The 21341-nt window shown below is 62.0% G+C and carries 17 protein-coding genes; 13 read left to right on the top strand and 4 right to left on the bottom strand.

The window, feature by feature from the left end; all coding sequences use genetic code 11:
* Positions 1-85: 85 nt before the first annotated feature.
* The gene (locus tag ACZ5WW_RS01285; protein ID WP_377169234.1) at positions 86-3142 is read right to left on the bottom strand and encodes an SEL1-like repeat protein; all 3057 of its coding nucleotides are present in this window, start codon (positions 3140-3142) and stop codon (positions 86-88) included.
* A gap of 158 nt (positions 3143-3300) precedes the next feature.
* Here ACZ5WW_RS01285 and dinB point away from each other — a divergent pair, with 158 nt between their 5' ends.
* From dinB to ACZ5WW_RS01265, 4 genes are all read left to right on the top strand, one after another.
* Entirely contained in the window at positions 3301-4380 is a 1080-nt protein-coding gene (gene dinB, locus ACZ5WW_RS01280; protein WP_377169232.1) for a DNA polymerase IV, read from the top strand.
* A gap of 154 nt (positions 4381-4534) precedes the next feature.
* Positions 4535-5485 (top strand): IS30 family transposase, encoded by a 951-nt coding sequence (locus ACZ5WW_RS01275; RefSeq protein ID WP_377172273.1) that lies wholly within the window; start codon positions 4535-4537, stop codon positions 5483-5485.
* A gap of 64 nt (positions 5486-5549) precedes the next feature.
* Positions 5550-5783: a DinB/UmuC family translesion DNA polymerase gene (locus ACZ5WW_RS01270; protein ID WP_377172264.1), complete on the top strand. Its 234-nt coding sequence runs from the start codon at positions 5550-5552 to the stop codon at positions 5781-5783.
* Positions 5784-5951: 168 nt separating this feature from the next.
* Positions 5952-6575, top strand: coding sequence for a hypothetical protein (locus tag ACZ5WW_RS01265; RefSeq protein WP_377172266.1), 624 nt, complete (start codon positions 5952-5954; stop codon positions 6573-6575).
* 487 nt (positions 6576-7062) lie between these two features.
* Here the strand turns inward: ACZ5WW_RS01265 and ACZ5WW_RS01260 are convergent, their stop codons facing one another.
* Together ACZ5WW_RS01260 and ACZ5WW_RS01255 are read right to left on the bottom strand one after the other, a co-directional pair.
* Positions 7063-8013, bottom strand: coding sequence for an IS30 family transposase (locus ACZ5WW_RS01260; protein WP_464694180.1), 951 nt, complete (start codon positions 8011-8013; stop codon positions 7063-7065).
* A gap of 15 nt (positions 8014-8028) precedes the next feature.
* Positions 8029-8769: a transposase gene (locus ACZ5WW_RS01255; protein ID WP_377172275.1), complete on the bottom strand. Its 741-nt coding sequence runs from the start codon at positions 8767-8769 to the stop codon at positions 8029-8031.
* Between the two features lie 81 nt (positions 8770-8850).
* Here ACZ5WW_RS01255 and ACZ5WW_RS01250 point away from each other — a divergent pair, with 81 nt between their 5' ends.
* From ACZ5WW_RS01250 to ACZ5WW_RS01240, 3 genes are all read left to right on the top strand, one after another.
* A complete protein-coding gene (locus ACZ5WW_RS01250; protein ID WP_464694180.1) occupies positions 8851-9801 on the top strand; it encodes an IS30 family transposase in 951 nt (316 codons plus the stop codon).
* An 18-nt stretch (positions 9802-9819) separates the two neighbouring features.
* The gene (locus ACZ5WW_RS01245; RefSeq protein WP_377170208.1) at positions 9820-10284 is read left to right on the top strand and encodes a hypothetical protein; all 465 of its coding nucleotides are present in this window, start codon (positions 9820-9822) and stop codon (positions 10282-10284) included.
* 349 nt (positions 10285-10633) lie between these two features.
* Entirely contained in the window at positions 10634-11107 is a 474-nt protein-coding gene (locus ACZ5WW_RS01240; protein WP_377170210.1) for a hypothetical protein, read from the top strand.
* A gap of 24 nt (positions 11108-11131) precedes the next feature.
* On the opposite strand, the gene ACZ5WW_RS01235 is transcribed toward ACZ5WW_RS01240, so the two are convergent.
* Positions 11132-13264: a hypothetical protein gene (locus ACZ5WW_RS01235; protein WP_377170212.1), complete on the bottom strand. Its 2133-nt coding sequence runs from the start codon at positions 13262-13264 to the stop codon at positions 11132-11134.
* Positions 13265-13528: 264 nt separating this feature from the next.
* On the opposite strand from ACZ5WW_RS01235, the gene ACZ5WW_RS01230 reads away from it, so the two are divergent.
* The 6 genes from ACZ5WW_RS01230 to ACZ5WW_RS01205 all read left to right on the top strand — a co-directional run bounded on the left by ACZ5WW_RS01230 (position 13529) and on the right by ACZ5WW_RS01205 (position 20952).
* The gene (locus ACZ5WW_RS01230) at positions 13529-13981 is read left to right on the top strand and encodes a hypothetical protein (RefSeq protein ID WP_377170214.1); all 453 of its coding nucleotides are present in this window, start codon (positions 13529-13531) and stop codon (positions 13979-13981) included.
* Between the two features lie 117 nt (positions 13982-14098).
* On the top strand, positions 14099-15316 hold the full coding sequence (locus tag ACZ5WW_RS01225) for a TolC family protein (protein ID WP_377170216.1): 1218 nt from the start codon (positions 14099-14101) through the stop codon (positions 15314-15316).
* Positions 15317-15330: 14 nt separating this feature from the next.
* On the top strand, positions 15331-16455 hold the full coding sequence (locus tag ACZ5WW_RS01220; protein ID WP_377170218.1) for an efflux RND transporter periplasmic adaptor subunit: 1125 nt from the start codon (positions 15331-15333) through the stop codon (positions 16453-16455).
* Positions 16456-16458: 3 nt separating this feature from the next.
* Entirely contained in the window at positions 16459-19593 is a 3135-nt protein-coding gene (locus ACZ5WW_RS01215; protein ID WP_377170220.1) for an efflux RND transporter permease subunit, read from the top strand.
* A 26-nt stretch (positions 19594-19619) separates the two neighbouring features.
* Positions 19620-20408: a hypothetical protein gene (locus tag ACZ5WW_RS01210; protein ID WP_377170222.1), complete on the top strand. Its 789-nt coding sequence runs from the start codon at positions 19620-19622 to the stop codon at positions 20406-20408.
* Positions 20409-20466: 58 nt separating this feature from the next.
* On the top strand, positions 20467-20952 hold the full coding sequence (locus ACZ5WW_RS01205) for a hypothetical protein (RefSeq protein ID WP_377170224.1): 486 nt from the start codon (positions 20467-20469) through the stop codon (positions 20950-20952).
* The last annotated feature ends 389 nt before the right edge of the window (positions 20953-21341 follow it).

Here is a 21341-nt window from a genome sequence, read left to right as displayed (position 1 = left end):
TGGTGGGGTGTTGGGAAAGTGTTATTCTAATCGTTAGTGGTATTTTATGTCACGACACTACCATGCTCTGAGGCCGGGGGCTGGCTCAGAGTGTGCGGGCTTTCTGGAACTCTTCGACGAGCTTTTCGGCGGCGGTGATCTGTGCGGGGGAGAGGGTCTTTTTGAGGGCGGCGACGGCGGTGATAGCGTCGGGCTGCTTCTGCGCGGCGGAGAGGAGGTACCAGTGGAGGGCGGCGACGGGGTCTTTGGCGGTGCCGGTGCCGTCGCGGCAGGCGTCTCCGAGGGCAAACTGGGCGTAGGCATCCTGCTGGTCTGCAGCTTTGCGGTACCAGGCCACGGCGGCGGCGGGATCTTTGGCGATGCCAAAGCCGTCCATGCAGCAGTCGCCGAGGCGTGCCTGGGCGAGGGGCTGGCCCTGGTCTGCGGCTTTGCGCAGCCACTGCACGGCCTGGGGGGGATCTTCGGGGATGGTGGTGCCGGCGTAGAGGGCTTCGCCGACTTCAAACTGGGCTGCGGCATGGCCCTGGGCGGCGGCTTTGAGAAACCACTGGTGGGCCTGCGCGGGGTCTTTGGGGACGCCGTCTCCGCTCTGGCAGTGCAGGCCGTAGGTGTACTGGGCGCTGGCGAGGCCCTTGTCTGCGGCCCGGCGGGTCCAGCGGGCACTTTCGCGGAGGTCTTTGGGCACGCCATCGCCATTGGCATAGACGCGGCCGAGGGCCTCGAGCGCGGTGGTGTAGTCCTGGGCGGCGGCCTTGAGGAGCCACTGGCGGGCGGTGGCGTCGTCTGCGGTCACGCCCATGCCCTCATGGTAGCAGACGCCCAGATTGTACTGGGCGGCGGGGTAGCCCTGGTCTGCGGCTTTGCGATACCATGCGGCGGACTGCACGAGGTCTCTGGGCACGCCCTTTCCGCTGGCGTAGTCTCTGCCGAGGCAGTACTGCGCGTACACATGCCCCTGAGCGGCTGCTTTGAGATACCACTGGATGGCATCGGTGGGACTGGCGGGGATGTCGCGGCCTTCATGGCAGGCATTTCCGAGCTCGTACTGGGAGCTGAGGTAGCCGCGCTCTGCGGCGAGGCGCAGCCAGCGGATGGACTCGGCCCCGTCCTTGCTGAAGTGCCTGGCCATGTCGTGCTGGGCAGGGGCGTAGTCCTGATCTGCGGCCCTGCGGGTCCAGCGCGCGGCCTGGGCGAGGTCTTGGGGCACGCTGCGGCCGTCTCTGAGGAGGGTGCCGAGATCGTACTGGGCGATGGCGAGGTTTTGCTCTGCGGCCCGTTGCAGCCATTGGAGGCCGGAGCGGGTGTCTGCGGCGGTGCCCCGGGCCTGCAGGCAGCATTTGCCGACGCGGTACTGGGCCTGCGGGTGGCCCTGCTGCGCGGCCTTGAGATTCCACTGGTAGAACTCGACGTCTTCGAAGGCGTAGTGCTGGGCGATGAGGTACTGGGCGTGGGCATCGCCCTTGTCTGCGGCGGTGCGGAGCCGCTTTTCGACGGCGAGCGGGTCTGTGGTGTGGTGGGGGCTCTGCGGGCAGGTGGGGTCTGAGGCGGCGAGCACGGCGGCCTGGCGTGACCAGCGCGCAGCAGCGACGGGGTCTTTGTGCAGACCGGTGCCCTCCTCGTAGAGCCGTGCCAGGGCGTGGAGAGCGGTGGCACTGCCATACTCGGCGGCAAAGCGCAGCCAGAAGGCGGCGGTGACGGGGTCTTTTTCCAGGCCCTCTCCGTGCAGGTAGCAGAGGCCGAGGGCGCAGCTGGCGGCGATGTGGCCGTGGTCTGCGGCGCGGAGAAAATAAGCGGCGGCGGCGGCGGGGTCTTTCGTGCCCTCCGCGCCCTGCTGGCAGGCGAGGCCGAGCTGATACTGCGCGTTTTCGCGGCCACGGCCATCGGAGCCGGGGAGATCTGCGGCGCTGTGCAGCCACTCGTAGGCGCGGGAGACGTTTTTGGTCACGCCCTGGCCGAGCAGGTAGCTCATGCCGAGGTGGTACTGGGCGCTGGAGTAGCGCTGCTCTGCGGCCTTGGCAAACCATTCGATGGCGGCGGATTCGTCGGTCTCGATGCCGTGGCCCCGCCAGAGGGCGGCGCCCATCATGTACTGGGCATAGGCCTGGCCCTGCTGTGCGGCACGGTTCAGCCAGCGCACGGCTTCTTCAGGATCGACGGGGCTGCCCTCGCCTTTCCAGTAGCTGAGGCCGAGGCGGTACTGGGAGTAGGGGTAGCCCTGCTCTGCGGCGGCGCGAAACCAGCGCACGCCCTCCGCAGCATCTGCGGGCAGGCCGATGCCGTCCGTGAAGCAGATGGCGAGGCGGTTTTGCGCATAGACGTCGCTCTGCGCGGCGGCTTTGCGCAGCCACACGATGGCTTTGGCGGGGTCTTTGGCCACGCCGGTGCCATTGAGGTAGCAGTGGCCAAGAAGGCTCTGGCCTGCGGCGAAGCCCTGATCTGCGGCGGCCTGATACCAGCGGGCGGCGGCGGGGAGATCTTTGTCGGTGCCTTTGCCGCTGTGGCAGAGCTGGCCCATGGCGACCTGGGCGCGGGGCTCGTGCATGTCTGCGGCGCGGCGGTACCACTGGAGGGCGAGCGCGAGGTCCTGCGGGATGCCTTCGCCGCTGGCATAGGCTGCGCCGAGGCCGTACATGCCGATGGCCGAGCCCTGATCGACGGAGCGGCGGATCCACTTGAGGGCCTCCTCGGGATTTTTGGGCATGTAGCGGCCCTCCTGATAGGCGATGCCAAAGCGTGCCTGCGATCTGGCAAAGCCCTGCTCGGCGGCTTTGCGGAGCCACCCGACGGCGACGGTGCCGTTGCGCTTGACGCCATCGCCGAGGAAGTAGGCGGTGGCGGCGGCGTCCTGGGCCTCGGCGTGGCCCTGATTGCCGGCTTTGCGATACCACTGCACGGCGGCAGCGGGGTCTTTGGGAACGCCTTTGCCTGCATGAAGGCGCTGACCCATGGCAAACTGGGCGGCGGCATCGCCTTTCTCGGCCAGAGCCTGGACCTCGGCGAGCGGGGTGTCATCGCCGATGGCGGGCGCAGTCGCGGACTGGGGCAAGGACTCCGGCTGCTGCGCGGGTGCGGGCGGTGCGATGAGGAGGCTCAGGATGGACAGGGTGACAACGAGTGCGTGCGATGCCTGGGTGGTGGTCATAGAGCCGTGACATGGAGCGAAGCATTGATGGGGCGTGGTGTCACGCGGGGAGTTGATTGTTCGTTCTTGGTTCTTGGTTCTTGGTTCTTGGTTCTTGGTTGTTCGTTGTTTGTCAGGCTGTATCTGGCAGGCAGCATCTCCCCTTCCCCCCTCACTCAATGGCACGCATCATCATGCACATGGACATGGACGCCTTCTTTGCGTCGGTGGAGCAGCGGGACAACCCGGAGTACCGGGGGAAGCCGGTGATCGTGGGATCTCCGCCGGACCGGCGGGGGGTGGTGTGCGCAGCGAGCTATGAGGCGCGGAAGTACAAGGTGCGCTCGGCCATGCCCTCGCGCACGGCGGGGCGGCTGTGCCCGCAGGGGATCTTTGTGCGGCCACGCATGGAGGTGTACCGGGCGGAGTCGAAGCGGATCATGGGCATCCTGAGCGAGCTGACGCCGGTGATCGAGCAGGTGTCCGTGGACGAGGCGTACCTGGACGTGAGCGCGCTGGTGGACGGTGCGCTGGAGGTGGATGAGGCGCTGGAGGCAGCGCGGCCGCTGGGGCTGGAGATCAAGCGGCGCATCCGCGAGGAGTGCGGGCTGACGGCGAGCGTGGGGATCAGCGTGAACAAGTTTCTGGCGAAGCTGGCGAGCGATTTCCAAAAGCCGGACGGGCTGACGGTGATCCTGGACCGGGACAAGATCGCGTTTCTGCGGCCGCTGCCGGTGAGCGCGATCCATGGCGTGGGGCCGGTGACGGCGCAGGGGCTGGAGTCGCTGGGGCTGCGGACGATCGGGGACCTGCAGGACACGACGCTGACGCTGGAAGGGGTGGCGGGCTCGTTTGCGGCCAAGCTGCGGGCACGGGCGATGGGGAATGATGACCGCGAGCTGGACCTGAGCGATGAGCGCAAGAGCATCAGCGCAGAAAACACGTTTCTCAATGACACGGACGCGCGGCCGGTGCTGCGCGCGGCGCTGAAGGAGATGGCGCTGGATGTGGCACAGACGCTGGGTCGGCACGGTGTGGGGGCGTTGACGGTGCAGGTGAAGGTGCGCTACAGCAACTTCACGACGCTGACGCGGCAACTCCGGCTGGAGGAGCCGGTGACGACGGAACGCGAGATCTACCGGATGGCGTGCTACCTGCTGGCGCGGCACCGGCTGGTAACGGGCCCGCTGAGACTGCTGGGCATCGGGGTCTCGACTCTGGTGGCGCCGGTGCAGCGGCAGTTGAGGCTGGGGATTTGAGGGGGACGGACGAGGCGTGTGGGTGATGGGCTGACCGGACACGCGGCACACTTGGGTGGAAACAAGTGGATTTAATTTTCTGACCTCGAAAGGTTTGTGCGGATTAACTGCCGAAGTGCATCACTCCCTGGGCGTTTGATAACTACTCACTCGTATGAAACGCTACCATCATCTCACCGTCTTCCATCGAAGAGCAATTGGACAACTGCTCAAGCAGGGAGTCTCTAAAACAAAAATCGCCACCATTCTGGGGGTTCACCGCACAACCATTTACCGGGAGTTCAGGCGTAACCGATCAGGATTTGGGTACTGCTGCTTTATCGCCAATGATATGACACAACACCGGCGTTTAATGGCCAACCACAAGCGGTCCAAACTGACCTTGGATGTTAAGCGTTTCATTCGTGCCAAGCTGATCTTGAAACTTAGTCCGGAACAGATCGCTTCTTTGTTTTCGAATCAATTCGGTCACACTTTTACGGCCCAGTCCATCTACCGACACATACGATCTTACGAAGGTCACACCCTTGGCCTCAGGACGCTGCTGCGCCGCAAAGGCAAACGCTACTTCGCTTCTTCATCACGCCGGGCCGCTGTGCGCAATCGTCCTTCCATCGATTGCAGGCCAACGGCATTCAGTGACCGCAGCACCTTCGGACACTGGGAGGCGGACCTGATGGAGGGTGCTCGTAAACAGGCCGGCTCACTGCTGGTTTTGGTTGAGCGCAAATCGCGTTATACGCTCATACGCCATGTCTCCAACAAAAAGGCTGCGTCTGTCTCCAAAGCCATCATCCATGCTTTGCGCCGCTTCCAGACACTTTCCATCACCTATGACAACGGCTGTGAGTTTGCCAGTTATAAGTCGGTAGCTCAAGCTACAGGTGGCGAGCCCTTTTTCTGCCATCCCTACCACGCCTGGGAAAAGGGCACCGTGGAAAACACCATCGGCCTTATTCGCGAGTACTGCCCCAAGGGAGAGCCTGTCAGCAACCGCATCACCGAACACCGAAAAACTCAAAACCAACTTAACTTCCGACCACGCAAAACACTCGGCTTTCAATCACCTCATTCCCTCTTGCCTTTCCTGCTCAAACCCATCTAATTCCAAAAACCAGCCCAGGTGCACTTTGGGTTTCAATCTGCATTGCATTCACAAGGCTTACTAAATGCCTGGCATCTTTTTACTGACGGTGCAGGTGAAGGTGCGCTACAGCGACTTCACAACGCTGACGCGGCAACTCCGGCTGGAGGAGCCAGTAACAACGGAACGCGAGATCTACCGGATGGCGTGCTACCTGCTGGCGCGGCACCGGCTGGTAACGGGCCCGCTGAGGCTGCTGGGCATCGGGGTCTCGACGCTGGTGGCGCCGGTGCAGCGACAGTTGAGGCTGGGGATTTGAGGGGGACGGACGGGGCGTGTGGGTGATGGGCTGACCGGACACGCGGCACACTTGGGTGGAAACAAGTGGATTTAATTTTCTGAGCTCGAAAGGTTTGCATTCATAGGGCTTACTAAATGCCTGGCATGAATGGCAGGATTTGGCTACACGCCCAAAAAATAAACAATTATGAACAAGTATATAAAAGCATTGATGATCTTGATTGTGGCAAATTGCAAGGCGGAAGACTTAACAATAAATAGCGCGGAACAATTATTCCGCAGTCATCATATTTCCCACATGCTTGCATCGCAGGATGCAAACGATGCTGTCGAGCTTTGTTTGTACTATGAGCAGAAAGTATTTCGCCCTGAAGCCGCGTATTATTGGGCTAATGTAGCAATCAAACTCGGAAGCACTGCGATTAATCGTGAAAAAATCAACAATTTAGAAGCGAAAATTCAGCAATCCACTTACACCCAAAATGAAATCGCATTGATGCCTGAAGCGTTAAAAAATCTAAAATTCCAAAAAGTGCGTTCTGATTTGATTGACAAAATTAAGGTGGATAAAATGAATTCATTTCAACATCTAAAATCGTTGTTCATGTTGAATTTAGACTTTGCCGAAGAGGCATTTTATTGGTTTTCTAAAGAAAATGAAATCAGCCAAAATTCGGACGATCGTTCATCTCTGAAAACCCTCCAACAAAGTATTTATTTATCAAAAGTAAATGGTTCTAGTGAGATTATTATTTCAGGGCTTATTGCATCAGAATCAGTTTTTTGGAGACGCTTGGGATTAAAAGAATAACTGAACCACGCGCCAACCAATAGTTTTGAACCACGCGCCAACCAATAGTTTTGAACCACGCGCCAACCAATAGAACTGAACGTGCCAGCCTATTTAAAAAATTGAAATCAGCGCAGCTTCTCGGTTTTTTGAACCCTCCTTTTTTGAAGCAAACCCATGAAGCCCCCGCAGCCAGCGTTTTCACACTTGCGGCTGCGGATCGTTCATGACCCTGACAACGTTTTTTACGGAGCAAAGAAAAACCTACCTCTTACAAAACACCTCAACGCATTGCCCTCCTCTGAGCGCTTGTCCCCGATCACCGGCGCCTTGCAGTCTTCAACGCAGTGATGGAAGACTTTGAGGGGCCACGACTTAGGTAGAGATGCGACTGTCCTGACGATGTAGCTGAAACTCATCGCCAGAGGAAAATATGCCAGGCATTTAGTTGATTGACGACGCCCGCTGCAGATTGAAACCCAAAGTGCACCTGGGCTGGTTTTTGGAATTAGATGGGTTTGAGCAGGAAAGGCAAGAGGGAATGAGGTGATTGAAAGCCGAGTGTTTTGCGTGGTCGGAAGTTAAGTTGGTTTTGAGTTTTTCGGTGTTCGGTGATGCGGTTGCTGACAGGCTCTCCCTTGGGGCAGTACTCGCGAATAAGGCCGATGGTGTTTTCCACGGTGCCCTTTTCCCAGGCGTGGTAGGGATGGCAGAAAAAGGGCTCGCCACCTGTAGCTTGAGCTACCGACTTATAACTGGCAAACTCACAGCCGTTGTCATAGGTGATGGAAAGTGTCTGGAAGCGGCGCAAAGCATGGATGATGGCTTTGGAGACAGACGCAGCCTTTTTGTTGGAGACATGGCGTATGAGCGTATAACGCGATTTGCGCTCAACCAAAACCAGCAGTGAGCCGGCCTGTTTACGAGCACCCTCCATCAGGTCCGCCTCCCAGTGTCCGAAGGTGCTGCGGTCACTGAATGCCGTTGGCCTGGAATCGATGGAAGGACGATTGCGCACAGCGGCCCGGCGTGATGAAGAAGCGAAGTAGCGTTTGCCTTTGCGGCGCAGCAGCGTCCTGAGGCCAAGGGTGTGACCTTCGTAAGATCGTATGTGTCGGTAGATGGACTGGGCCGTAAAAGTGTGACCGAATTGATTCGAAAACAGAGAAGCGATCTGTTCCGGACTAAGTTTCAAGATCAGCTTGGCACGAATGAAACGCTTAACATCCAAGGTCAGTTTGGACCGCTTGTGGTTGGCCATTAAGCGCCGGTGTTGTGTCATATCATTGGCGATAAAGCAGCAGTACCCAAATCCTGATCGGTTACGCCTGAACTCCCGGTAAATGGTTGTGCGGTGAACCCCCAGAATGGTGGCGATTTTTGTTTTAGAGACTCCCTGCTTGAGCAGTTGTCCAATTGCTCTTCGATGGAAGACGGTGAGATGATGGTAGCGTTTCATACGAGTGAGTAGTTATCAAACGCCCAGGGAGTGATGCACTTCGGCAGTTAATCCGCAGTCCTTCGGGTCCTTCACCAGCCCCGCGCGCACCGGATTCAGATCGATGTACGCCGCCATCGTGCGCAGCGGCTCGCCCTGGCCTTCCACCAGCACGCTCTTGAAGCGATCCATCCACAGCGTCCCCCGTCGGCCACGCCGCTTGTTGAACCAGCGGCTGAAGCGCTCCTTCACCTCCTTCACAAACAGCGACAGATCACAAAAACGCTTCTTCAGCGCCGTCAGCCTTTGCTCCGCCAGCACCGCCATGCCACGTGCGCGAAAGTCCGCCAGTTCATCACGCAGCAGTCCCAGATAGGCTTTGCTGTAGAGCGTGCTCAGATGCTCAAACAACCTCGCTTCGCCCTGTGGTCCCTCAAAGCGTTGCAACCACGTCTGCCGGTGCGGCACCTCCGCCAGCAGGTGGAAATGGTTCCCCATCACACAATAGGTCAGAACCTTGATGCCGGAGAACTCCGCCATGCGCCAGATCACCCGCCGCAGAGCTTCTTTCTCAACGTCATCAAAGAACACTTCACCACCAGTGGTGCGGGACATCACATGGTAGCAGTAGGACTCCAGCGGCCCCTTGCCAAGCACCCGCAGTCTGCCACCAGACCAGGAACGCGCGCCGGGATAGATCCCCGTTTTCGCATTCACACCGACAAGCTGCTCCTCAAGCGGGAGCGACTGGGGATCAGAGGTTTGGGCGAGCTTCATGGGGGCAAAGATGAGCAAGAAGCGTGCGGATTAACTGCCGAAGTGCATCACTCCCTGGGCGTTTGATAACTACTCACTCGTATGAAACGCTACCATCATCTCACCGTCTTCCATCGAAGAGCAATTGGACAACTGCTCAAGCAGGGAGTCTCTAAAACAAAAATCGCCACCATTCTGGGGGTTCACCGCACAACCATTTACCGGGAGTTCAGGCGTAACCGATCAGGATTTGGGTACTGCTGCTTTATCGCCAATGATATGACACAACACCGGCGTTTAATGGCCAACCACAAGCGGTCCAAACTGACCTTGGATGTTAAGCGTTTCATTCGTGCCAAGCTGATCTTGAAACTTAGTCCGGAACAGATCGCTTCTCTGTTTTCGAATCAATTCGGTCACACTTTTACGGCCCAGTCCATCTACCGACACATACGATCTTACGAAGGTCACACCCTTGGCCTCAGGACGCTGCTGCGCCGCAAAGGCAAACGCTACTTCGCTTCTTCATCACGCCGGGCCGCTGTGCGCAATCGTCCTTCCATCGATTCCAGGCCAACGGCATTCAGTGACCGCAGCACCTTCGGACACTGGGAGGCGGACCTGATGGAGGGTGCTCGTAAACAGGCCGGCTCACTGCTGGTTTTGGTTGAGCGCAAATCGCGTTATACGCTCATACGCCATGTCTCCAACAAAAAGGCTGCGTCTGTCTCCAAAGCCATCATCCATGCTTTGCGCCGCTTCCAGACACTTTCCATCACCTATGACAACGGCTGTGAGTTTGCCAGTTATAAGTCGGTAGCTCAAGCTACAGGTGGCGAGCCCTTTTTCTGCCATCCCTACCACGCCTGGGAAAAGGGCACCGTGGAAAACACCATCGGCCTTATTCGCGAGTACTGCCCCAAGGGAGAGCCTGTCAGCAACCGCATCACCGAACACCGAAAAACTCAAAACCAACTTAACTTCCGACCACGCAAAACACTCGGCTTTCAATCACCTCATTCCCTCTTGCCTTTCCTGCTCAAACCCATCTAATTCCAAAAACCAGCCCAGGTGCACTTTGGGTTTCAATCTGCAGACTATCGCTGGTGCGGCTATGCGGAGGCGCTGGGAGGGAGCCGCAGGGCGCAGCGTGGGTTGTGCAAGGCGCAAGGCAAGCCGGTGGACGGGTGGAGAAGCGCGGGAGCGGCGGAGGCGTATCGCTGCCTGCTGCATGCGGAGGGACGGGAGGTGAAGGACGCGCAGAACGAGAAGGTGGTGCAGCGCGGCGTGAGCGTGGAGTCGGCACGAGCGGTGCTGGCTGAGAAAGGCAGGCTGAGCCCGGCGGAACTGGTGCGGCTGCGGGTGCGTTATTTCACCGACGGCGTGGTGTTGGGCAGCCGGGAGTTTGTGGAAGGTGTCTTCGAGGCGCAGCGGGAGCAGTTTGGCCCGAAGAGGAAGAAAGGGGCACGGCGAATGGCGGAGTGTGAGGGGGCTTTCTACACGCTGCGGCAGCTTCGCGTGGGAGCCGTGGGGTAGGATGGGTTTGCCTTCATCATGCTCACTATTTGCCTGGTGGCATGTTTGCTGTGTTGGCTGGCATGTTTGCCTGCGACTGATCGGGATCGGCGTTTCGACGCTGGTGACGCCGGAGCAAAGGCGGCAGTTGAGGCTGGGGATTTGCGGGGGCTACGGGCGTGCGGCGGGGAGGGGCTCCCCTGCCCTGGGTGCGGCGGGCCTGGGCCGGGTGCAAGGTGGGGGCTGATTTTTCTGCGCGGTGGGCGCAACTGGCGGGCGGGGGGAGTGAATTTATATGAGAGACAAGCGGGCTGCGGGTGGTTATGCTGCGGTGGCTGGTTTGAGATTTTTCACTTTCCCTGATGCCTCTATGAAAACTCCCTCTCTTCTTTCCCTGTGTGTGCTGGCGGCGGTGTGCGGTGTGGCGACTTCCTGCACGGGCAATCTTTTCAAGCGCACGCTGCCCGCGGTGACGACGGCGACGAACTCCAAGCTGGCGTCTCCGGCCTTTGGCACGCCGGCGTATGTGAGCGAGCTGCGGCCCTACGGTGCGCCGTATGAGCGGAGCGGCTTTTACCCCTACAGCATGGCCCGCCCGGGCGGGATGGGCTACTATGACCGGGTGGCCTCGCCGCATGGGTCGTATGAGTACCTCTACCATGACATGGAGGTGCCGCACCCGGCGCCGGGGACGCGGCTGAAGGAGCGGACGGTGCGCTACACCTCGCACCACCCTTCGTCCTGGGGTGCGCCTGTGTGGGTGACGACTTTCAAGCCTGCGGTCTTTGCACGGCGCGGCAACGCGGCGGCGGCCTCACCTGCGGCCGGCTCTGGCTCTGAGTGAGGAGACAGGGGGGTGAGGCGGGTGCTACTCTTTTTTGGCGGCGGCCGGGAGGCGGAAGCCGAGGTAGGTGCCGTTGGAGATGCCGAGCAGGGCGAGGAGGGTGTCGTCAAACACGGGCAGTGAGCGGCTCTTGGCCACGGTGACGACAAAGACGACGCCGAGGACGAGCGTCCAGATGAGCATCTGGTAACGGTGAAAGCTGTAGCGGCCTTCCTCGGTCATCCAGTCGTCGAGCAGGCGCATGACGGGGCTGCCGCTCATGCGTGCGCAGTCGGCCTGCTGCTCCTTGAGCCTGGTGAGGTTTTCGACGAAGTCGGGGGAGTCTGCCTTCTGGGCGAGCTGGAGGGTTTTCTGCGACTGCGCGGAGCGTGCCTGGAGTGTGACGATCTCCGCCTGGAGCGTCCTGATCTTTTCTTCGAGTTCAGGGAGGTCCTTGTTGAGCTGGGTGGTGTGCCGCAGGTGCATGTCGGCGATGTCGCGACTGATGGCGGGGCGGTTTGCCTCTGCGGCGGTGTCGTGCTCCGCCTGTCTGGCTGCGATGTCGGCCTCGAGCCTGAGGATGGCGCGGTTCAGCGCTGGCAGGTCTGTGGACTGGGCTGCGGAGAGGGCCTGCTTCTTTTCGCCGATGGTCTGCCGGAGGTCGCTGATCTGGCGCAGGAGCTCGTCCTTGTCCACGGTGAGTGCGGTCTGCTGGGTGGCGACTTCGGAGTCGAGCCTGCGGATGAAGGCGGCGCGGCCTTCGGTGGGGAGGCGCTTGAAGGGGCGGGCATTGAGGCCGCCGCCGCTGCGGCTGCGGTCTTCGGTGATGACTGCGGCGCCGAGGGCGGTGCCTGCGCCGATGCCGATGAGCCAGAGGCAGGTGTTGTTGAGCACGGGCACCTTGTTCAGCGAGATGAAGAGAAAGAGGAAGGAGCCGATGACGAGGATGAACCAGAAGGCCATCTGCGAACGGGCGAGGCTGTAGGGCGGGATGCCGTCTGCGCGGAGGTCGCCCAAGGTGTCGCGGATGAGGTCTGTGCGGCTGGCGCTGACAAAGAAGAGCGCGAGGCAGACGACCATGAGCAGGAGCGCGATGGAGAAGAGCGTGCCGTCGATGACGACGAGCCTGAGGATGCTCATGCCCGGAAGGGGCTGGGTGTCTGAGGCGACGTACCTGATGGCGGTGGGGAGGAGAAAGGAGCGGTCTGCAAAGGGGCAGTTCAGGGTAAGCTGGACGCTGTCGTTCATGAGGATGCGCTTTCTGAGCTGCTGCCAGACGGCGGTGTTTTCTTCGTTTTCGACGATGGGGAAACGATACCAGAAGTAGTCGTCATAGTCGGTGGCGGGCCTGCGCTCGACCTTGGTCTGGGCCTCTTCATCGGGATTGGTGGGGGCGACGTTTTTGAGGTCGAGGTCATTGATGCGGAGGCGGAGCTCGGCGGCTTTTTTTCTCAGCATGCGCTTGATGAGCTGAGGCACCTCCTGCTCAAGCACGGAGACCTGCTGCTCTGCGGTGGAGGAGGCGAGCAGGGGGAGGAGGTTTTTGAAGCTGGGGAGCTTGAGCACGTCTGCCACGACGGCTTCTGCGGGGATCTCGTGCCTGCCGGGGGCGAGGGGGAGACGGCCAAAATCCCGTGGATCCGGGGGGCCGACGAGCTGGGCGTCTGCGGCGCGGAGCTGGTCGTTTTTGGCGCGGATGTCTGCGAGCACCCTGGCATCGTCTGCGGTGAGGGCCCCCTGCCCCACGTATTCATTGACGCGTGAGTCTGTCAGGACGCCGAGGGAGGCCTCGCGGATGATGAGGTTGGCGTCTGCGGCGCGCTTGAGGTAGCCGTTGAGGATGATGGAGCGTGCTTTTTCCGAGGTGCTTTTGGCGAGGTCTTCATCGACAAAATGAAGGTTGTCCGCCTGGCCGATGAGCCAGCCGTTGAAGTTTTTGACCTCGACGACGAGGACGTCACCGAGGGCGAAGCGGTCGCCCTCGCTGCGGGGCACGTTGCCCATGCCGCTGCCACGGGAGACCCAGGCGCGGAGGACGCCTTGGTGGAAATTTTCCGGTTCCGGCGGCACTGGGTCTGCCCGGACATGGCCGAGAAGGAGGGCGAGCAGGCAGCCGATGAGGACGGGGGTGCGGTGGCGCAGGAACGACACCTGGGAGGTGTTTTTGAGTGAATGCATGATTTTGACTCCCGTAATGTTCGTAGATTTGTGACGCAGTCTATCTGGCGGGTTCATTTGAATCCAGCAGGATTTTGTGCTGCGAATGGCGTGCAGGACAAGGGCGGGAGGCCGGGGCAGGAAGTCCCCCCCTGCCCTGCGTGCCTGGGCAAGCGCCCGCCCGCCAGCGCGGGAGGGAAAAGGACCTGCAGGCGGTGGCGGTGCGAATTTTCCCTGAAAAAGTTTGAAACAAACGGCCGCGTTTTGCATCTTAGCACGACTGCCATGCCTCGTCTGATCACACACCTCCTATCTGCGATGGTCCTTGCGGCCCTCGTTTCGGCGCAGGTGTTTGGCATGGGCCGGGGCTTTGTGTGCGACTGCGGCGGTGTGGAGACGGTGACGCTGGAGGAACACTGCCACGGCCCGCACTCCGCAGCCTGCCATGAGCACGAGCATGAGGCTGCGGAGCCCTGCCATGGTGGCGAGGATCATCGTGAGGGAGACAGCCATGAGCACGAGGCGCTGAGCGAAAGCCTGCGCGCGAGTGTGTCGCCAGGGCTGGCCTTTTCCGCCCCGGTGCTGAAGATTGTCACTGTGGTGCTGGAAGAATGGGGCTCGCCACTGCTGCTGCCTGATGCGCACAGCATGGCTGCCGAGGCGCGACCAGACACGGGACAGGCCGTGCAGCGACCGTGGCCGCAGGTGCTGACGCATGCGGTGGCTTTGAGAATGTGAGAGCGGGCACAGCCTGCCATCCCAAGACGGATGGCCGACGGGCTGTGATGCTGATGCTTCCCCCCATCCTTCAGGCATGGCTGGTCCACGCCTGTGCTCTCAAACTTTTCTGCCTTCATGAAATCCACTTTGCTTCTTACCCTGCTGCTTGGCGCCTTTGCCAGCAGCGCCCCGGCTTTGACCCTGTCTCTGGGAGAGATCGCGCCACGAGTGCGCACCCACAATCCTGCGCTGAAAGCGGCGCGCCTGACCATCGCGGAGGCGCAGGGCCGGCAGCTCGGCGCGGGACGGCTGAGCAATCCTTCCTTCAATTACGATTTTCAAAACCAGAGCCATGTGAGCCCGAGGACGGGCGTGTTCTCCTTTGACCAGTCCTTTCCCCTGACCCGGCGTCTGAGCCTGGAGAAGCAGCTCACCTCCCAGCTCGTGCAGGCCGCTGAACTGGAGGTGCGGGATGTGGAGCGCAAGCTCATCGCCGAGGCACAGCAGCAGGTGGTGCGGCTGCTGACGCTGACGCGGCAGAAGGATCTGCGGCAGCAGCAGACGGAGCTGGCGCAAAAGCTGGCGGACTTTGCCGACGGGCGCGCAAAGGCGGGCGAGGTCTCGCCGCTGGATGCGAAGCAGGTGCGGCTGGACTCGCAGCGGCTGCGGGTGGAGAGCCGCCTGCTGGAGGCGCAGAGCGTGAGCCTGCTGGGGCAGCTCAAGCCCATGCTGGGGCTGAATGCGGAGGACAGCCTGACGATCTCCGGCGACCTGCCGCCCATGGTGCTGCCGAAGGTGACGACGTGGACAGTGCGGCCGGACTACCGGCTGGCGCAGACGAAGATCATCGCCGCCGAGACCGACAAAAGCCTAGCGCGCGCCAACCGTCTGCAGGATGTGAAGATGGGCCTCTTCGCCTCGAATGAAATGCAGGATGTGCCAGGAACGGGGCGCGTGTACACGGGCTACGCGGGCTTCCGCTTTTCACTGCCGCTGCCGTTTTGGAACCGCAACCAGGGCGCCATCGCGGAGAAAACCGCCACTGCGGATCGCGCGCGCCTGGAGCGTGACGCGCTGGCGATGCAGATCAACAGTGAGTCCGGCACGGCGCGCAAGGAGATGGAGACGAACGCCTCGATCGTGCGCGAGGCGCGAGAGGACCTGCTGCCGCTGGCGGCGCAGCAGATGGAGGCGATGGAGAAGGCCTACGAGTCCGGGCAGGCGGAGCTGCAGTCCGTGCTGCGCTCGCGCGACCAGCGGCTGCAGCTTGAATCCTCCACGCTGGATGCGCTGCGGGATTTCCACCTGGCGCGGATCCGCTACGAGGCCGCCGTCGGCACCCACAGCCACTGATTCCCCCCCTTTCCATGAAGCGCTTTTTCCTTTCCCTCCTGCTGGTGCTGCCAGCCCTTTTTCTTCGCGCGGCGGACTCCGGCCGTGCGGACAACCTCATCATCCTGGACCCCGCTGCCGTGGCGAATCTGCAGCTCGAATACACCGAAGCCGAAGAGACCACGTTTGAGGACACCGTCTTTGCCCTGGGCGCGATCGAAGTGCTGCCGGGTAAAAAAGCCATTGTCAGCAGCCGCATCCCGGGCCGCGCGTACTCGGTGCTGGTCATTCCACACCAGGAGGTGAGGCAGGGGGACGAAGTGGCCTGGGTGGAAAGCCGCCAGCCCGGAGATCCGCCGCCCGTGGTGAAACTGGAGGCCCCGATCAGCGGGCTGGTGTCCAAGGTTCAGATCGCCCAAGGGCAGCCGCTTTCCCCGGATGATGCGCTGGTGGAGATCGTGGACCTCAGCATCATCGAGGCCAATGCGCATGTGCCGCAGCATTTTGCGGGGAAACTGGCCAAGGGGCAGACCGCGCACATCCGCGTGCCCTCGCTGCCAGACAAGGTGTTTGAAGCGCGGCTGGAACACATCGCCGCGGAGGCGGACGAAGCCACCGGCACGATCGAGGCGGCGTTTCACGTGGCCAATCCGCAGAAGCTTCTGAGGCCCGGGATGAAGGCGGAGTTCAACATCGTCGTGAGCAAGCGCGAGGGCGTGATGTCCATCCCCCGTACCGCCGTGCAGGGAGATGTGGCGGAGCGCTTTGTGTACATCAAAGACTACGAGCTGAAAAACGCCTTCCTGAAAAGCCCCGTCGTTGTCGGCGCGCAGAACGACCAGTTTGTGGAGGTGAAGGAGGGGCTGCTTCCCGGAGATGAAGTGGTGACGCGCGGAGCCTATGCCCTGGGCTTTGCGGGCAAGGGCAGCGTCAGCCTGAAGGAGGCCATGGACGCCGCCCATGGGCACCCCCATGCGGAGGACGGCAGCGAGCTGAGCGCGGAGGACCTGCAGAAGCAGCACGACCATGAAGACGGAGACGACCACGCGCATGCGAAAGGCTGGACACAGGCCACCACCTTTTTTGCCGCCACCAGCGCCCTGCTGCTGGTGCTGCTCATTCTCAGCATTCTCCAGAAACGGAATCCCGCCGCCCTCTGACCCATGCTCAACAAGCTCATCCGTTTCTCTCTGCACAACCGGCCGCTGATGCTCATGGCAGCGCTGTTTGTGCTGGTGTTTGGCTGGCAGACGCTGCTGCAGCTGCCGGTGGAGGTGCTGCCAGACATGACGAAGCCCACCGTCACCATCCTCACCGAGGCGCCCGGCCTCGCGCCGGAGGAGGTGGAGACACTCGTCACCCAGCCGCTGGAAAGCGCGGTGCAGGGAGTGGGCGGACTGGACCGCCTGCGCTCGAATTCGGACGTGGGGCTCTCGCTCATCTTTGCGGAGTTTGCCTGGGGCACGGACATCTACCGCGCGCGCCAGCTTGTGCAGGAGCGCATGCAGAATGTGCTGGCCACGCTGCCCAAGGACGCAACGCCGGGCATGACGCCGGTCTCCTCCCTCATGGGGGAGATCCTGCTCGTGGGCATGCGCTGCGATAAAAAACCCGGCGAACCGGGCTACATCCCGCCCATGGATCTGCGCACGCTCGCAGACTGGACGCTGCGCCGCCGCCTGCAGAGCATCAGCGGCATCGCGGAGGTGCTGACCATCGGCGGCGGGGTGAAGCAAATCCACGTGCAGCCCAATCCCTACCGCCTCGCGGCCTTTGGCATCACCTTCGCAGAGATCGAGGCCGCCGTGAGCCGTGCCGCCGGGAACTCCACCAGCGGCTACCTCCAGGCCGGCCCGCGTGAAATCATGGTGCGCAACCTCGGCATGACCACGCGACTGGAAGATCTCTCCCGCACCGTGATCAAGACCGTGGGCAGCCGCCCCGTGCTGATCAGCGACGTGGCGGAAGTGCGCCATGCCGTGCAGACGATGCGCGGAGACGCCAGCGTGAACGGCACGATGGGCGTGATCCTCAGCATCGACAAAGCGCCCGGCTTTGACACGCTCAAGCTCTCGCGCAAGATCGAGGACGCGCTCAAGGAGTTCCGCCCCACGCTGCCGGAGGGGGTGAGCGTGGAGATCATGTTCCGCCAGGGGGACTTCATCGAGCATGCCATCGGCAATCTCCGGGAGGCCATCCGCGACGGCGCCATCATGGTGGCCGTGATCCTCTTCATCTTTTTGCTGAACCTGCGCACCACCGCCATCACGCTGATGGCCATGCCGCTGTCCTTTGCCGTGACCATTCTCACCTTCAAGGTCTTCGGCATCAGCGTCAATTCCATGACGCTGGGGGGCCTGGCCGTGGCCATCGGCATGGTGGTGGACGACGCCATCGTGGATGTGGAGAACGTGTACCGCCGCCTGAAGGAGAACGCCTCCGCCCAGGCGCCGAAGCCGTTTCTGGACGTGATCGCCACGGCCTCGGGGGAGGTGCGCAACTCCATCCTCTACGCCACGGTGCTGATCATCCTGGTCTTCCTGCCCCTGCTCGGCCTGGAAGGGCTGGAGGGCCGCCTTTTCACGCCCATCGCCATCGCCACCATCACCAGCATGGCGGCGTCGTTTGTGGTCTCCCTCACGGTCATTCCGGTGCTGTGCTCCCTGCTGCTGAGTTCCAAGCCCTCCGGCCGGCCGCACCGGGACGGCTTTCTGGTGCGGGGGATGAAGTGGATCGTGCAGCGCACCTTTCTCAAGGCGGCGCTGGGCGCGCCCCTGCTGATCATCGCGGCGGCGGGCGTGCTGCTGATCGCCGCGCTGATGCTGTATCCCATCATGGGAAAAGAGTTTCTACCAGCCTTCAACGAAGGCAGCGCCACCATCTCTCTGGCCAGCGCGCCGGGGACCTCGCTGGCGCAGTCCAATGAGATCGGCGAAGTGGGCGTGCGGCTGCTGCAGGGCATCCCGGAGGTGAAGAGCGTGGGCCGCCGGGCCGGACGCGCGGAGCGTGACGACCATGTGATGCCCGTCAGCGTGAATGAATTTGACGTGGAGTTCAAGGAAGGCGGCAGGCCGCGTGAGGAGGTCTTTGCGGTGATCCGCGAGCAGCTCAAGGCCATCCCCGGAACCTTCCTGAATGTGGGCCAGCCCATCGGCCACCGCCTCTCCCACATGCTCAGCGGCGTGTCCGCAAAGATCGCGGTGAAAATCTTTGGCCCCGACCTGGGCGTGCTGCGGGAGAAAGGTGCGCAGGTGCGCGACGTGGCCAAAACGGTGCCCGGCCTGACCGATGTCATCCTCGAAGCGCAGGTGCCCATTCCGCAGATCAAGATCGAGGTGAACCGGGAGCGCGCCATCGCCTACGGCGTGCAGCCCGGGGCGCTCAATGAGCAGGTGTCCACGCTGCTCGGCGGCAAAACCATGACGGAACTGCGCGAAGGCCAGCGCACGGTGGATCTGGTGCTCCGCCTGCCCGAAGACTGGCGGGACTCCCCTGAGAAGCTCGGCGATCTGCTCATTGAAAATGACAGCGGCATGCGCATCCCCCTGAAGCTGGTGGCGGACATCCGGGAGGGCAAGGGCCCCAACGTCATCAATCGTGAAAACACCCAGCGCCGCATCGTCATCGGCGCCAACACCTCCGTGCGCGACCTGGAGTCTCTCGTGGGGCAGTGGGAGGCCGCCGTGAGGGAGAAGGTGAAGCTTCCGGAAGGCTACTTCCTGCGCTTTGAGGGCGAGTTCCAGGCGCAGCAGGCGGCGGCAAAGCGCATCGCCTTTTACTTCGCGCTCGTGCTGCTCGCCATCACCATCCTGCTCTACGGCTACTTCCGCAGCCTCTCGCTGGCGCTGCAGGTGATGGTGAACATTCCGCTCGCGCTCATGGGCGGGCTGGCGCTGACGTGGCTGCTGATCAACAACATCAGCATCGCCACCATCGTGGGCTTCATCGCGGTGGGCGGCGTGGCGGCGCGCAATGGCATCATGATGATCAGCCACTACCTGCACCTGATGGCGCATGAGGGGGAGAGCTTCAGCCCGGGCATGATCGTGCGGGGAACGCTGGAGCGGCTGGTGCCGGTGCTGATGACGGCGCTGAGCGCGGGCATCGCGCTCATTCCCCTGCTGCTGGCCGCCCACGAGCCTGGAAAGGAAATCCTGCATCCGGTGGCCGTGGTGATCGCGGGAGGCCTCGTCAGCAGCACCTTTCTCGACCTCATGGTCACACCGGCCGCCTTCTACCTCTTTGGCCGCCGGGCCTCGGCAGCCGCCCTGCGCAGCCGCGCTCCCGCAGCACTCTGATTTTTTCAACCCTACCAGACCAGCCCATGAAAAACCAGCTCATCACCGTCCTGGCCCTCATCGCCAGCATGGCCGCCGCGCACGAAGCCGTCACGCTCGGCCCCGATGGCGGGCGCGTCCTCTATGTGGACTCACCGGTCACGCCGAATGTGGAGGTGCTCGTCAACCCGGAGGGCCGCGCCGAGATCGCCCTTTTGGACAAGGACCGCCGGCCCATCTCCAACGGGGAGCAGACTCTCACCGTCACCGCAGGCCCGCGCACCGCGCTGAAAAAGCTCGCGCTGGAAAAGCAGGGCGCGAAATTTCTCACCGACAAAATGCCGGACGGCGCGCCCTATGTGATGGTGATCCAGATCAAGGAAACCGCCGGGGCCAAGCCCATCACCGTCCGCCTGAACTACGACCCCGCCCCTGCGGAATCCGGCAGGCCGAAGTACCTCGACAACAGCGTCAACGCCCACAGCGGTGAGAACATCGAAGTGCCCGCGACCGCCGCAGGCATCTGGGCGGAGATCAACCAGCACCAGTCCGAGCTGACCGAGGGCGTGGCCGAAAAGAAGTACGAGGCTCTGGACGAAGTCACCCGGGCCTATCCCAAACTCGCCAGAGCCCTCCCTGCGCAGTCCGGAGACAGTCAGGCCGCCGCACAGACGCTGGTGGACAGGCTGGTGAAACAGCTCGCGGACGTCCGCGAGGCCAGCGCGGCCCGGAAGCTCGACACCGCCGCCCCGGCGCTGGAAGGCATCGGCACCGTGCTGAAGAAGCTCAAGGCCCTCTACCCCGATGAAGTCGCCAATGCCACGCTCAAGAAATGATTCTCAACCACCTGCAAGCAACCTAACACAACCTACCACAACCCAACATAACGCACCCATGAAAACCCAGCTGATCACCATCCTTGCCGCTCTCGCGCTTGCCCTCGCCTGCACGGTCAACGCCGCCGAAGACAAGCATGACCACGGAAAAATCAAAGACGGGCCCACGGGCGGACGCCTCATCACCGAGGTGGAGCCGCATGCGGAGTTCTTTGTGAACAAGGAGAACAAGGTGGAGATCCGCTTTGTCGATGATGACAACAAGGTCGTGCCGCCCGGAGAGCAGATCGTGACTGTGACGCTGGGCGAGCGCTCCGCGCCGACGAAGCTGAGCTTCACCAAGGAGGGCGACAAGCTGATCAGCGACAAAACCATCCCCGCCGGCAACGACTACCCGACCGTGGTGCAGATCCGCGCCAAGGAGGGAGCGAAGCCGGTGAACGAGAAGTTTCACCTGAACCTGGACTCCTGCCCGACCTGCAAGAACAAGGAGTACGCCTGCACCTGCGCACACGGCGCTGAGGAGGAGAAGAAGGGCAAGTAGGCCGGAGAGAGGAGAGAGAGGCCCCCTGCCCCGGTGAGGGGTGGGGCTGCAGGGGGAGGATGGAGTGGAGGTGCCGCTTTCGAGGGGCTCACATCGGGCGTGGGGTGATGGGGCTGGCGAGGGTGTCACCGGCTGCCGCACTAGGGTATGTGCTGGTAGGCGGGAGCCACCGAGCACGGCCAAAGCGGTAGCTGCGCTCATTCTTCGCTCCGCGACCGCAGTCCATATGGGAGGCGAGCTTGCGGGGCGCTTTTGGAACCGAAGCGCAGCGGAGGTAGACAGCCGCAGGCTGCCCGTAGGGTGAGCGTAGCGAATCAATGCGGTCGCGCAGATGCACGGCGCAAGCCTGCATCGGAGCTGCCGCTTTCGAGGGTTCACGGCGGGCGTGG

This window comes from Prosthecobacter fluviatilis (genome assembly GCF_055388355.1).
This window is presented reverse-complemented; position numbering and strand designations above follow the sequence as displayed.

Excerpts from the sequence above, each read along its gene's own strand:
- ACZ5WW_RS01235 (WP_377170212.1), bottom strand. The coding sequence starts at position 13,264 with ATGCATTCACTCAAAAACACCTCCCAGGTGTCGTTCCTGCGCCACCGC.
- ACZ5WW_RS01275 (WP_377172273.1), top strand. The coding sequence starts at position 4,535 with ATGAAACGCTACCATCATCTCACCGTCTTCCATCGAAGAGCAATTGGA.
- ACZ5WW_RS01210 (WP_377170222.1), top strand. The coding sequence starts at position 19,620 with ATGAAAAACCAGCTCATCACCGTCCTGGCCCTCATCGCCAGCATGGCC.
- ACZ5WW_RS01215 (WP_377170220.1), top strand. The coding sequence starts at position 16,459 with ATGCTCAACAAGCTCATCCGTTTCTCTCTGCACAACCGGCCGCTGATG.
- ACZ5WW_RS01270 (WP_377172264.1), top strand. The coding sequence starts at position 5,550 with ATGCCTGGCATCTTTTTACTGACGGTGCAGGTGAAGGTGCGCTACAGC.
- ACZ5WW_RS01205 (WP_377170224.1), top strand. The coding sequence starts at position 20,467 with ATGAAAACCCAGCTGATCACCATCCTTGCCGCTCTCGCGCTTGCCCTC.
- ACZ5WW_RS01260 (WP_464694180.1), bottom strand. The coding sequence starts at position 8,013 with ATGAAACGCTACCATCATCTCACCGTCTTCCATCGAAGAGCAATTGGA.
- ACZ5WW_RS01250 (WP_464694180.1), top strand. The coding sequence starts at position 8,851 with ATGAAACGCTACCATCATCTCACCGTCTTCCATCGAAGAGCAATTGGA.
- ACZ5WW_RS01220 (WP_377170218.1), top strand. The coding sequence starts at position 15,331 with ATGAAGCGCTTTTTCCTTTCCCTCCTGCTGGTGCTGCCAGCCCTTTTT.
- ACZ5WW_RS01255 (WP_377172275.1), bottom strand. The coding sequence starts at position 8,769 with ATGAAGCTCGCCCAAACCTCTGATCCCCAGTCGCTCCCGCTTGAGGAG.
- dinB (WP_377169232.1), top strand. The coding sequence starts at position 3,301 with ATGGCACGCATCATCATGCACATGGACATGGACGCCTTCTTTGCGTCG.
- ACZ5WW_RS01265 (WP_377172266.1), top strand. The coding sequence starts at position 5,952 with ATGAACAAGTATATAAAAGCATTGATGATCTTGATTGTGGCAAATTGC.
- ACZ5WW_RS01240 (WP_377170210.1), top strand. The coding sequence starts at position 10,634 with ATGAAAACTCCCTCTCTTCTTTCCCTGTGTGTGCTGGCGGCGGTGTGC.
- ACZ5WW_RS01225 (WP_377170216.1), top strand. The coding sequence starts at position 14,099 with ATGAAATCCACTTTGCTTCTTACCCTGCTGCTTGGCGCCTTTGCCAGC.
- ACZ5WW_RS01230 (WP_377170214.1), top strand. The coding sequence starts at position 13,529 with ATGCCTCGTCTGATCACACACCTCCTATCTGCGATGGTCCTTGCGGCC.
- ACZ5WW_RS01285 (WP_377169234.1), bottom strand. The coding sequence starts at position 3,142 with ATGACCACCACCCAGGCATCGCACGCACTCGTTGTCACCCTGTCCATC.